Origin of the sequence: Micromonospora sp. U56 (genome assembly GCF_018070095.1) — a bacterium.
In the GTDB taxonomy this organism is placed as follows: domain Bacteria; phylum Actinomycetota; class Actinomycetes; order Mycobacteriales; family Micromonosporaceae; genus Micromonospora; species Micromonospora purpureochromogenes.
On sequence record NZ_JAGPYL010000065.1, the window covers coordinates 25655 to 37719 of the forward strand.

13 protein-coding genes and 1 tRNA gene are annotated in these 12065 nt (G+C 72.6%); 7 read left to right on the top strand and 7 right to left on the bottom strand.

What is annotated here, in order from left to right:
* Entirely contained in the window at positions 1–795 is a 795-nt protein-coding gene (locus KBX37_RS21055; RefSeq protein WP_210777646.1) for a DUF3662 and FHA domain-containing protein, read from the bottom strand.
* A gap of 214 nt (positions 796–1009) precedes the next feature.
* Between KBX37_RS21055 and KBX37_RS21060 the strand changes: the two genes are divergently transcribed.
* From KBX37_RS21060 to KBX37_RS21070, 3 genes are all read left to right on the top strand, one after another.
* Positions 1010–1095: transfer RNA gene (locus tag KBX37_RS21060), tRNA-Leu, on the top strand.
* Between the two features lie 110 nt (positions 1096–1205).
* Entirely contained in the window at positions 1206–2279 is a 1074-nt protein-coding gene (locus KBX37_RS21065) for an NAD-dependent epimerase/dehydratase family protein (RefSeq protein ID WP_210777647.1), read from the top strand.
* On the top strand, positions 2276–3082 hold the full coding sequence (locus KBX37_RS21070) for a WecB/TagA/CpsF family glycosyltransferase (RefSeq protein WP_210777648.1): 807 nt from the start codon (positions 2276–2278) through the stop codon (positions 3080–3082). Before KBX37_RS21065 ends, KBX37_RS21070 begins: the two co-directional genes overlap by 4 nt.
* Before the next feature lie 103 nt (positions 3083–3185).
* Here the strand turns inward: KBX37_RS21070 and KBX37_RS35465 are convergent, their stop codons facing one another.
* Positions 3186–5060 (bottom strand): S8 family serine peptidase, encoded by a 1875-nt coding sequence (locus tag KBX37_RS35465; protein WP_210777649.1) that lies wholly within the window; start codon positions 5058–5060, stop codon positions 3186–3188.
* Between the two features lie 217 nt (positions 5061–5277).
* Here KBX37_RS35465 and KBX37_RS21080 point away from each other — a divergent pair, with 217 nt between their 5' ends.
* The gene (locus KBX37_RS21080; RefSeq protein ID WP_210777650.1) at positions 5278–5880 is read left to right on the top strand and encodes a hypothetical protein; all 603 of its coding nucleotides are present in this window, start codon (positions 5278–5280) and stop codon (positions 5878–5880) included.
* Here the strand turns inward: KBX37_RS21080 and KBX37_RS21085 are convergent.
* From KBX37_RS21085 to KBX37_RS21095, 3 genes are all read right to left on the bottom strand, one after another.
* A complete protein-coding gene (locus KBX37_RS21085; protein ID WP_210777651.1) occupies positions 5848–6255 on the bottom strand; it encodes a hypothetical protein in 408 nt (135 codons plus the stop codon). The two genes, KBX37_RS21080 and KBX37_RS21085, sit on opposite strands and share 33 nt — an antisense overlap.
* 150 nt (positions 6256–6405) lie before the next feature.
* The gene (locus tag KBX37_RS21090) at positions 6406–6627 is read right to left on the bottom strand and encodes a DUF397 domain-containing protein (protein WP_210777652.1); all 222 of its coding nucleotides are present in this window, start codon (positions 6625–6627) and stop codon (positions 6406–6408) included.
* The gene (locus KBX37_RS21095; protein ID WP_210777653.1) at positions 6597–7478 is read right to left on the bottom strand and encodes a helix-turn-helix transcriptional regulator; all 882 of its coding nucleotides are present in this window, start codon (positions 7476–7478) and stop codon (positions 6597–6599) included. Before KBX37_RS21095 ends, KBX37_RS21090 begins: the two co-directional genes overlap by 31 nt.
* Positions 7479–8105: 627 nt before the next feature.
* Between KBX37_RS21095 and KBX37_RS21100 the strand changes: the two genes are divergently transcribed.
* Both KBX37_RS21100 and KBX37_RS21105 read left to right on the top strand, forming a co-directional pair.
* Positions 8106–8390: a hypothetical protein gene (locus tag KBX37_RS21100; RefSeq protein ID WP_210777654.1), complete on the top strand. Its 285-nt coding sequence runs from the start codon at positions 8106–8108 to the stop codon at positions 8388–8390.
* 101 nt (positions 8391–8491) lie between these two features.
* Positions 8492–8989, top strand: coding sequence for a hypothetical protein (locus tag KBX37_RS21105; protein ID WP_210777655.1), 498 nt, complete (start codon positions 8492–8494; stop codon positions 8987–8989).
* Positions 8990–9001: 12 nt separating this feature from the next.
* Here KBX37_RS21105 and KBX37_RS21110 read toward each other — a convergent pair whose 3' ends face one another.
* Both KBX37_RS21110 and KBX37_RS21115 read right to left on the bottom strand, forming a co-directional pair.
* Complete coding sequence (locus KBX37_RS21110; RefSeq protein ID WP_210777656.1) at positions 9002–9832, bottom strand: PASTA domain-containing protein; 831 nt, start codon at positions 9830–9832, stop codon at positions 9002–9004.
* A gap of 102 nt (positions 9833–9934) precedes the next feature.
* Complete coding sequence (locus KBX37_RS21115) at positions 9935–10618, bottom strand: Stk1 family PASTA domain-containing Ser/Thr kinase (protein ID WP_210777657.1); 684 nt, start codon at positions 10616–10618, stop codon at positions 9935–9937.
* Positions 10619–10734: 116 nt separating this feature from the next.
* Here KBX37_RS21115 and KBX37_RS21120 point away from each other — a divergent pair.
* A partial coding sequence (locus KBX37_RS21120; protein WP_210777658.1) for a hypothetical protein occupies positions 10735–12065 on the top strand: 1331 nt, incomplete at its 3' end.

The window sequence follows — 12065 nt, forward strand, 5'->3', positions numbered from 1 at the left end:
TCAGCCGTCCACGCGGAAGGTCAGGGTGGTCGTGCCGAGCTGGATCATGTCGCCGGGGTTGAGGGCGACCGCGGAGACGCGCTGGCCGTTGACCATCGTGCCGTTGGTCGACCCGAGGTCGGTCAGCACGACCTGCCCGCCGTCGAAGTCCAGCCGGGCGTGTCGCCGGGAGATCCCGACGTCCGGCAGGCGCAGGTTGGCCTGGTCGCCGCGACCGATCACCGTCGACCCCATCTGGAGCGGGTAGGTGCGGCCGTCACCGGAGACCAGCCGGACGTTGCGGGCGCCGGCGCCTTGTCCCGGCGGCGGGCCGTAGCCGCCGCCCTGGTCGTAGGCGGGGTACGCCGGCGGGCCGGCGTCGTAGCCACCGGGCGCGGAGACCGGGGCGACCTCGCCACCGGTGTAGACCTCGGCGGTGACCCGGAACATGCCGGTGTCCAGTCCCTCGCCGCGCTCGATCTCGACGATCACGTCGCCGTAGACCGTCCACGCCTGCTCGCCGATGAACTCCGCCTGCGACTGGGCCAGTTCCTGGGCCAGCGCGGCGGCGTACGGCGCCAGCCGACTGTGGTCGTACGGCGAGAGATCGATCACGTAGCGGTTGGGCACCAACGTGCGCCCACCAGCCAGGATGGCCTTGTGCGCCTCGGCCTCCCGCTGCATGGCGTTGAGGATCTCCACGGGGTGGACCACCCCTTTGAAGACCTTGGCGAAGGCCCCCTCGACCAGGCCTTCCAGACGCTTCTCGAAGCGTTGCAGCACGCTCACCGGCTCCTCCTCGGGTCCCGAGGACATGATGGTATCCGGACGGCGCGCATGCGGCTCGCGCGCCGCTCGGCGAGCGCGTGCCGGGCCGTTCGGAAGGGGCCCTCCGGGCGTGCTAATGTTTCGTCCGCCGAGGCGGTGACCGCTCCACGGAGCGTAACCAGTCGAGGCGATGACGCAGGACACGTAGGCCCGCTGGCGACAGCGGGATCGGCACCAGCTACAGTGTTCGGGGTCAAGCCACGGGGAAGTGGCGGAATGGCAGACGCGCACGGTTCAGGTCCGTGTGTCCGAAAGGACGTGGGGGTTCAACTCCCCCCTTCCCCACCAGATCGACGAGGGCTCCGCAGTTTGCGGGGCCCTCGACTCGTATCGGGGCGTGCCGGACGTCACGCTATGCTCCGAGGGTTTCCCTGCCTCCTACTGACCAGGAGTGGCGTGTGAGTGTCGCGTTGGTGACCGGGTCGGGCGGTCTGATCGGGTCCGAGGCGGTCCGGCACTTCGCCGGTCTCGGCCTGGACGTGGTCGGTATCGACAACGACATGCGGCAGGAGTTCTTCGGCGCCGAGGCGTCGACCGCGTGGAACGTCCGGCGGCTCGCCGACGAGCTGGGGTCCGCGTACTCGCACCACAGCATCGACATCCGGGACCGGGACTCGCTGGCGAAGCTCTTCGCGCGCTACGGCCGGGACATCGCCGTGGTGATCCACACCGCCGCGCAGCCCTCGCACGACTGGGCGGTGCGCGACCCCTTCACCGACTTCGACGTGAACGCCGGCGGCACCCTCAACGTGCTGCAGAACGTGCGCGAGCACTGCATCGAGGCGCCGGTGATCCACTGCTCGACCAACAAGGTCTACGGCGACCGTCCGAACAGCCTGCCCCTGGTGGAGCTGGAGACCCGGTGGGAGATCGAGGCGGGCCACCCGTACGAGCAGGGCATCCGCGAGGACATGTCGATCGACGCCTGCCTGCACTCGGTCTTCGGCGCCTCCAAGGTCGCCGCCGACGTGATGGTCCAGGAGTACGGCCGGTACTTCGGCATGAAGACCGCCTGTTTCCGGGGCGGCACGCTGACCGGCCCGGCGCACTCCGCGACGGAGCTGCACGGCTTCCTCGGGTACGTGATGCGGGCGAACATGGAGCGCCGCACGTACAAGATCTTCGGCTACCAGGGCAAGCAGGTCCGGGACGCCATCCACAGCTCGGACGTCGTCTCCGCGTTCGAGGCGTTCTTCCGCAACCCGCGCTCGGCGGCCGTCTACAACCTGGGCGGCGGCCGGCACTCCAACACCTCCAACCGCGAGGCGTTCACGCTGGCCGAGCAGATCACCGGCCGGGAGATGGTCACCGAGTACGTCGAGGCGAACCGGATCGGCGACCACAAGTGGTGGATCGGCTCGAACGAGGCCTTCCGGGCCGACTACCCGGACTGGAAGCAGGTCTACGACGTACCGATGATCATGCGGGAGATCTACGAGGCCAACGTCGACAAGTGGGTGCCGCAGGCATGACCGGCAAGGGTAAGCGGAACGTCCTGGGCGTCCTGGTCGACGCGACCGACTACACCTCGGCGACCGAGCAGGTGGTGGCCGCCGCGCACGAGCGCCGGCCGCTGGCGCTGACCGCGCTGGCCGTGCACGGCGTGATGACCGGCGTGCTCGACCCGGCGCACAACGCCCGGCTGAACTCCTTCGACGTGGTCACCCCCGACGGCCAGCCGGTCCGCTGGGCGCTCAACCTGCTGCACCACGCCGGCCTGGCGGACCGGGTCTACGGCCCGACGCTGACCCTGCACGTGCTGCGCCGCTTCGCCGAGGAGGGGCTGCCGGTCTACCTCTACGGCTCCACCGAGGAGACGCTGGCCCGGCTGATCCCGGCGCTGGAGCGGATGTTCCCCGCGCTCAAGATCGCCGGGGTCGAGCCGTCGAAGTTCCGCGCGGTCCAGCCGGGCGAGGACGTGGAGATCGCCGACCGGATCCGGGCCAGTGGGGCCCGGCTCGTCCTGGTCGGCCTGGGCTGCCCGCGCCAGGAAGTCTTCGCGTACGCGATGCGGCCGCTGCTGGACATGCCGCTGATGGCGGTCGGCGCGGCCTTCGACTACCACGCCGGCCTGCTCAAGCAACCGCCCGCGTGGATGCAGCGGGCCGGGCTGGAGTGGTTCTGGCGGCTCGGCCTGGAGCCGAAGCGGCTCTGGCGCCGGTACGTCATCCTCAACCCGGCGTACCTGACCCGCCTCGCCGGGCAGAAGACCGGCCTGTGGAAGGCGCAGCCCCCGGCGCCGGCCACGGAACGCCCGGCCACCTTCTCGGTCTGACCCGCGCCGCCGCGCCACCCGGCAGGTCTGCGGAGCCGGCGGGCCCGGCCAGGCATGGTGCGGGGCCCCTTCCGGTCGGAAGGAGCCCCGCGGCGAGGGTGCGTCAGAGGGTCAGGGTCCAGGTGTTGAGGTAGCCGGTGTCGCCCGAGTAGACGTCGCGCACCCGGAGTCGCCAGGTGCCGTTCGCCGCCTCCGACGAGAGGTTCGCGGTGTAGGTGGCGTTGACGTTGTCGGCACCGTCGAAGAAGCTGCTGTTCTTCAGCCGGTACGCGGAGCCGTCCGGGGCGACCAGGTCGATGACCAGGTCACCGCGGTAGGTGTGGACGATGTTCACCGCGACGGTCGACGCCGACGAGGCGTTGCGGCCACACCCGGAGATCACGATCGAGCTGGACACGGTGGCACCGGTGTCCGGGATCGCGACGTCCGTGCCGTTGCTGCCGGAGCAGCCGCCACCACCCGTGCCGGTCACCGTCAGCGAGTACGTCGCCGTACGGGTGCCCGACGCGGCCGTGCCCGTGACGGTGACGGTGTACGTGCCGGCGGGGGTGCTCGCCGAGGTGGCGATGGTGAGCGTCGACGAGCCGCCCGAGGTGACCGTGGACGGGTTGAACGAGGCGGTCGCGCCGGCCGGCAGGCCGCCGGCGGAGAGGCTGACCGACTGCGCGGAGCCGTTGGTGGTGGCGGTGGCCACGGTGGCGGTCACCGAACCGCCCGGCGCGGTGGAGCCGGAGGTCGGCGACACCGAGACCGAGAAGTCGTTGGTCGGCGGGGTGGTGCCGTTGTCCACGTAGAGCAGTCGGTTCGGGGTCCCGGTGCCCACGTTGGTCACCACGTTCGGGGTCGCGGCGTTGACCAGGTTGTCGCGAACCTGCTGCGGGCTCCACGACGGGTTCGCCGAGAGAACGAGCGCCGCGGCGCCGGCGACGTGCGGCGACGCCATGGACGTGCCGCTGATGGTGTTCGTCGCGCTGTTGCCGGTGTACCAGGCGGAGGTGATGTTGACGCCCGGGGCCAGGATGTCGACGCAGGTGCCGAAGTTGGAGAAGCTCGCGGCGGCGTCGTTGTTCTGGGTGGCACCGACCGTGATCGCCGACCCGACCCGGGCCGGGGAGTAGTTGCAGGCGTTCTGGCGGTTGCCGAAGATGTCGCCGTTGCCGGCGGCGACCGCGTAGGTGATGCCGGAGTTGATGGAGTTGGTGACCGCCGTGTCGATCGAGCTGTTGGCGGAGCCACCGAGGCTCATGTTCGCCACGGCCGGCTTCACCGCGTTCGCGGTCACCCAGTCGATGCCCGCCACGACCTGGGCGTTGGTGCCGCTGCCCTGGCAGTTGAGCACCCGGACGCCGACGATCTGCACGCCCTTGGCCACGCCGTACGAGGAGCCGCCGACGGTGCCCGAGACGTGCGTGCCGTGGCCGTTGCAGTCGTCGGCGGAGCCGCCGTCCACCGCGTCGAAGCCGGAGACCGCCCGGCCGCCGAAGTCGTTGTGCCCGTACAGCACGCCGGTGTCGATGACGTAGGCGCGCACGTTGGACGCCGTGGTCGGGTAGGTGTACGAGCTGTTCAGCGGCAGGTTGCGCTGGTCGATCCGGTCCAGGCCCCAGGAGGGCGGGTTGGTCTGCGTGCCGAAGATGGAGACCGTGTGGTTCTGTTCGACGTACGCCACCGCGGGGTCGGCGGCGATCCGGGCCGCCGCCGTCGCGCCGACCTTGACCTCGAAGCCGCGCAGCGCGGCGGTGTAGGTGCGGGCGACCTGGCCGCCGTGCCTGCCGACCAGCCGTTGGGCGTTGTCACCCACCCGGCTCCGGCCGACGGCGCTGTCCTTGAAGACCACGATGTAGCTGTCCGGCACGGCGGTGGCCCCGCCCGCTTCCCGGATCACCCCGACGGGCTCGGCGGCCATGGCGGGTGCGGCGGTTGCCAACATCGCCAGGGTGGCCACCCCCACGAGTGCGGACCTGTGTGTAAGACCCATCTCCCTACCTCCCTCCGACCGGCAGCCGACCGTCCACCCGCGAGTCCGAGGTTGATCGATGGTTGCCGATCCAGATGAGGGTAGATCGGCGAGGCCCGGGAGTTAAACATGTCGAAGCGTCCATAACGCCGGCGAGATGCCCCTACGGGTGAGGTGGGGGGCGAACCGGGGGCCGGCCCCGGATTCGCCGACCGGCGAACTGGAGAAGGCTGAGCACATGGATGGCCATCTCATCGTTCTGCTGCCGATCGCCGCGGTCTGGCTGGCCGCCGGTGTGGTGGCGGACCGACTGCCCCGGCTGGACCGCGCCGGCGCACTCCGCCGGCGTACCGGATGGTTGCTCGCTCTGACGCTGACCGGCCTCGGCCTGACGGCGGCGGTGCTGGCGGTCGGCCTGACCAGTGCCGGCGCGACGCCGGTCGACCGGGCCGCCGCCGGGCTCGGCCTGGCCGCCGGCCCGGCGCTCGCCGTCGCGGTCTGCACGGTGCGGCGGCTGCGCCGGCTCCGGGCCGGCGCCGGCGCGTTCGCCACCGCGCCGGAGACGCCGGCGCCGCACGGCCTGCGGGCCGCCGGGGCGCATCCACTGATCGGCCTGCCGGTGCAGGTCACCGCGCTGGCCACACTGCCGCCGGTGCTGTCGGCCGCGGGGCTGGACCTCGCCGCCGACCCCCGCCTGACCGGACCGGCCGTCACCCTGGGCGGTCTCGCGGTCATCGCGATCGGGGTACGCCTGGCGCTCCGCCACAGCCGGCTCGCCGAGCGGGCGTTACCGGAGGCGACGGCGACCTCAGCGCGTGCGGCTCGGCCCCTGCACGTATAGCAGCTCCAGGATCGCCCGGGTCGCCTCGAACCAACGGTCCAGCCAGCCGGGCGGCGGCACGCTGCCCTTCGGCGGCAACTCCATCAGCAGGCCGCGCAGCAGCGGATGGTCGACCAGCGACTCGTTCGGCTCCAGCGGCCACCCGGCCGGCGGGAACGAGGGCTCGGTCAGCGGGTTCGGGTCGAGCGAGGGCAGCGTCAGCGGCGGCCCGGCCTGCTCCGGCGCGGCCGACCCGGCGTCCCGCCCGCCGGCCTCGCTGTCGGTGGACACGACCTCGGTGAGCACGGTGTCCCGGCGCGCGCCGCGGTACTTGCCGCCGAAGCGCTCCGACTTGCCCGGGCCGTTGGTGAGGTTGTCTGAACCGATCGTCGTCATCCGTCTCGCCTGCCTCGCTCGGTTTCCGATCCGTGCGGCGGGTTGTCGACCAGCGCCGTATCGAGGGGTTCAACGAGACGGAACGCAAGTGGCGACGGGCCGGCCGGACACATCCCCGGTCGACCCGTCGTCAACGCCACGTTGCGTCGATCAGTGCTGGACGAACCCGCCGCTCCGTGTCCGGGTGACGAAGGCGTGCCAGTCTCCCGGAGCGAAGACCAGGGCCGGGCCCGTCTTGTCCTTCGAATCCCGAACGCCGACCGCCCCGGTCACGTACGCCACCTCGACGCAGTTGTCGCAGTTCGGCCCGCTCTTCGAACTCTTGAACCACGTCGCGTGCCTCAGGTCCACGGGGAACTCCTTGGTCGCCATTTCCACAGCGGCTCCTCTACCAGTTTCGCGATGTGAGCTATGGATTCCTCCGGGCGAATGGCCGCTGCTCGAATGTGATCGAAGATGAAGCTGTACTTCTGCAGTTCGTCGCTCTTCTCCAGGAAGAGCCCACCCGTGGCGTTCTCCGCGTACACGACATCGGGATCACTCGGTTCGGGGAAGCTGAGAATGGTGAAGGTGCCGTCCATGCCGGCATGCGCGCCCACCTCGAAGGGCAGGACCTGAAGCGTCACGTTCGGCAGTTCCGCCACTTCCACCAGCCGCTGGAGCTGGCCACGCATCACCGCGTCGCCGCCCACCGGCCGGCTCAGCACCGCCTCATCGAGCACCACCCACAAATCGACCGGATCGTCCTGGGTCAACAACGACTGACGGCCCAGACGGACACGCACCCGTTGCTGCACCTGGTCGACGGTGAAGTCCGGGCGAGCCGCCCGGATCATTGCCCCGGCGTACTCCTCGGTCTCCAGCAGGCCCGGGACCACCTGCTGTTCGTACGCCCGGATCGAGCTGGCCGCCGCCTCCAGGCCGACGTACGCCCCGACCAGCACGGTGCTGTAGGGGTGCCACCAACCCTTCTGCCGGGCCTCCCGAGCGATCTGCACGAGCTCGTCGCTCTCGACACCCACCACGCCGTAGATCCGCAGCATGTCGCGGACGTCCCGCGGGGTCGCGGAGGTGTGGCCGGTCTCGATCCGGGAGATCTTCGACGCCGAGCACTCGAGCTGCTCGGCGACCGTCTCGATGGTTATCCCCGCCGCCTCGCGCTGGCGGCGCAGTTCGGCGCCCAGCCGGCGACGCCGGATGGTGGGGCTGCGCCGCTCGCTCACCGCGGCACCCCGCGACTCACCGGGTGGTGGTCCCCGTTCCTCGCGCTCACCCGGTTACCTCCCGGTGGCTCGCGCCTGCGTCGACACCCGCCGAGGCGCGACCGACGAACGGCGGGCGATCGTTCGCGGCAGGGGTGGTGCCGGTCGTCGACCGGCCGCGTCGGGCGAAACCGGCGTCCAGTGTGCCGGTCCGGGGTCGGCGTCATCAAGCGCCTCGTTCACGTGTCGCGCTCGCGTATCGGCAAAAGTCGACGTGCAACTTGCATGTCGCACGTCACTGATGCACTCTGTCCGTATGGCTCGGGTTACTCACCGTCTCCCCACGCTTCCCCGGTCCGGCGACGACACCGGCGGCGGGACGGCCGGGCGACCCGGTCCAGCTGCGACGACGAGTCCTGCCCCGGGGTGATGACCCCGCCGCTGCACGCCCGACGGCTGCGGCGGCGGGAGCGGTAACCGGGAGCAGCACGGTGATGGTCGGGTGGCGGTCCGCCACCAGCGGGTACGGCCCGACCACCGCCACCGATCCACCGGCCGGCGGGGCACGATCCCGTCACCGGGCCCCAGAAACCTTCCCCCATGACCTCCGGTCCGGCACCGCCGGCCATACCCTCCCCAGGAGCCCATGTGCTTCCCCGCTCCGGTGACGTACTGCACGTGACTCGCGCGGCGAGTGTCCAGTTCATCCGACCCATCACGTTCCGGGTCATCCGGGTGCTCGACTGGCCCACCTACGACGGTTGGCTCTGGCTCGACGGTTACGAGTTGAACGCGGCGGGGGACGCGATCAACCGACGGTCGATCTTCGTGCAGGAGGCCGGTCTCCGGCAGCTCCAGACGGCGCCCGTGCCGCGCCAGCACACCGTACGGACCCGACGGACGATCGGCCGCGCCCCGGTGGCGGTGGGCTGACCTCCGCCATTACCCGGCCGGTGGGCGTGCCGTCGCCATAGACTCGGTACGCCCACCCCGGCAAAGTCACCACCCCGCGCGTCCCGGACCCTGAACCTGGGATGGCCATGGTCAATATGCCCGCCGCGCGGCGGCACCACAGGTCCCGTATCGGTTACGCCTTCGGGCTGCTGGCGCTGGTCGGCGCCGTCACCACCCTCGTGGTGGTGGTGCGCTATCCGGCCGAATCGGCGACCCGGCTGGCCGAGCCGGTTCCTGCTCCCGAGATCACCGTGGTCGAGCAGAACTCACCACCTCCCGGCGTGGCCGGGTACCCCGGCTACGAGGACGACTCCGACTACCCGGCCGATTTCGCCGCACCCGACGACCACCGGTACGGCGACACCACACCGGGCCCCGAGGCGAACGCCTCGGAGGATCCCGCCAGCGGCGCCGGATCCCGGCCCGGCACCGGCGGCGACGAGGCGGCCCTGGCCGGCTCGTCCACGGCCGACGACCGGCAGGCGCTCAGCCAGTCGCTCTTCTACTCCGGCCTGCTCGGCCTGACCATCTCCCTGGCCGGGCTGGGACTGGTCGGCACGCGACGCCGGATGTGGTGAGCCGACAGCCTCCTAGCCGGTGGGGGTGACCTCGGGCGTCGGCTCGACCGTCCGGGTCGGGGAAGCCGTCGGCGACGGCGCGGCGGCCACCACCAACGTCACCCGGTCACCGGCGTCGACCAGCTCACCCGCCTCCGGGTCGGTCTCGATAACGGTGCCCGGCGGCTGCTCCGACGACTCCCGCGTCCGCACCCGGTACGACAGGTCGAGCCGGTCCAGAATCCGCTCGGCCGACGCCCGCGGCAGCCCCACCAGGGGCGGCACCGGGATCTGGGCGGCCGCCGTGGTGGCCGGCGTGCTGGGCGCCTCGGTGGTCGGGGCGGCGGTGGTCGCGGCCGTGGTCACCGGCGCGCTGGTCGGCGGCGGCAGCGAGGGTTCCTCGTCCCGCTCGTCGGCCCGCAGCACCAGCCAGATCCCCGTGCCGAGGGCGGCGAGCAGCAGCAGCGCCAGGATGCCCAGCAGGATCGGCATCCACCAGCGACGCCCACGCTGCTCCTCGCCGTACCACTCGACCGGCTCCCGGTAGTCGGCCGGACGCGGGGGTGGCACCCCGGCCCGCCCGGACCAGACGGGCGGCGCGGCCGGCACGGTCTGCTCCCCGGCACCGGTCGGGGGCAGCGGCCGGGTCTGGTCCAGCGGCTCGTGCCGGGCCGTCGCGTCCAACGGCTCATGCCGGGCGGTGGCGTCCAACGGCTCATGCCGGGCGGTGGCGTCCAAGGGTTCGGGGGTGGGGGGGCCCGGCGGCTGTCCGTCGCCGGCGCCGGGCAGCGAGCGGGTCCGGTCGTCATCGGAGGGCAGCGGGTGGTTCGCGTCGGGGGCGGGCTCCTGGCGGTCGTCGCTCATCGCACGTCCTCTCCCACCGGGGCAGGCGTCGTGGCCCTCGACGGTCCACGGTAACGGTCGGAATCACCAGCCGCCGGGATCGGCGCGACGACCCGCCCGCGCCTACTCCTGGCCGCCGCAGGAGATGGCGACCTCGTCGTTCCAGTGCCGGGTCACGTCGGGCTCCGGATCCTGGGAGCTGACCTTGCCGACCCGGCCCGTGCGATAGCGCGGGTAGAAGCCGCGCTCGACGATCGTCGCGGCGGCGTCGGCGCAGTCGTAGTCGTCCAGATCGGGCACCTCCGCCTCCGGTGCCGGCCCGGCGACGTACACCTTGACGGTGGTGCCGTGGCTCACCCGGGTGCCGGGGGCGGGGTCCAGGCGCTCGACCTTCTCGCCCAACCCGGTGCCGAAGATCAGCCGCCACCCCAGCTTCCGGTCCCGCAGGTCGCTGCGTACCCCCTCGAAGCCGTCACCGACCAGGTCGGGGACGGTCACGTACCCGGCGGGGGGCTTGCTCGGCTCGGCGGGCGCGGTGGTCCGGGGGGTCGTCGGTGCGACGGTCGCGGGCTGCGCCGCCGGTGACGGGGCGGCCGAGGTCGGGGCGGGTGCCGAGGTCAGGGCGGTCGACGCGACCGCGGCCGGCGGATCGGTGGAGGACGGCTCGTCCGGCCCGGCCAGCACCCAACCGGCGGTCGCACCCACGGTGGCCAGCAGGACGAAGGCCAGCCCGCCGCCGATCAGCAGCGGGGCGCGACCCCGCGGCCCCGGCTGTGGAGTGTCCAGAAGGGTGTGTCCGTCGCTCATCGCACTCTCCGCCTCGTCACCAGCGACCGTACCGGGCGATGCCAAGCCGTCACCGCACGTCGTCCCGGCCGTCACACGGCTCGCCGCGCCGAGCAGGGGACGCTACGCTCCCCGGCATGGCCAGACTGGGCTGGGGAGGATCGGTCGCCACCGCGGTCGGCGTCGCTGCCGGCGTGGGTGCGGCACAACTGGGTTTCGCCTACGGGCTGGGCGTCATCGACTGGGCGCCGGCCGAGCCCGCCGCTGCCGGCGCCGCCTGGTACGCCAGCCTCGCCTGGGCGACCTGGATCGCGGCCGTCTCCACCATCGCCGGGGCCGTCTGCGCCCAGCGGCTGGAGGAACGGGGACACGACGGCGACGCCGCGCCGGGCGGCACGCTGCGCCGGATGACGCTGGCCGTGGCCGGCGCGGTGGGTGCGCTGATCACGGTGCTGCTGGTGGCCGTGCCCGCCCGGGCGGCGACCGTGCCCGACACCTTCTCGCCACAGAGCCTGGCCGCCGGGTACGCGGCGGTCGGCGTGCTGGTCGGGCTGCTGACCGCGATCTGGGCGCTGCACACGCGGGCCGTCGCGACCAACGTGATCGCCACGGTGGGCTGGATCTGGCTGCTCGCCGTGGTGTCGGTCGCGGACGGGGTGCTCGCGGGACGCGGGTTGACCACCGCCCAGCTCGGGATCTGGCAGATCAATACCGACAGCACCCGGTTCTGGCTGCGGGACTACGTCTACTGGCCGGGGGTGCTGCTGGCCGCCGGTTCGGCGCTGCTGATCGGCGCGCTGGCCGCGCGGCGTATTGCCCGGGTGGCGGAGCATCGGCTCGGCGCGGCCGTGTCCGGTGCGGCGGGTCCGCTGCTCGTCGCGGTCGCCTACTTCGTCGCCGTGCCCCGGCTGGCCGAGGTCACCCCCGCGCAGGTCTCGGCGCACTTCGTCGCACCGTACGCGGTCCTCGTCGGCGCGGCCGGCTCGGTGCTGGTGGCCGCGCTCGCCCAGCGCGCCGAACGGCGCGCGCCCGCTCGCCCGGCGATGGTGCCCCGGCAGCGCACCGGCGACCTGGACGACGGCGGGTTCGACGGCGGGTTCGACGGCGACCTCGCGTCGGCCGGCCAGCCCTTCGACACCCCCGGTCGGTCCGGCGCGACGCGGCGGGCCGCCGGCCCGACGGGCGACCCGGGTTCCGGCGCGGCCACCCGGCCGACGGTCGGCACAGCGACCACGACCGCCACCCGACCGGACGGGACAGGGCTCGCCGATCCGCTCGCCGGGACGGACCCGGCCCCGGCCGACACCCGGCCGGACGGGACCAGCCGCCCGGACGACGGCTCGCCCGCCACCGGCACCGGACGGACCCGACCGGCCCGCCGCAGCCGGGCCACCCCTCCCGTCCGGGATTCCGGGGCGCAGTCGACGACCTCGACCGACGAGACCGCGCCCACCCCGACGCCGGAGAC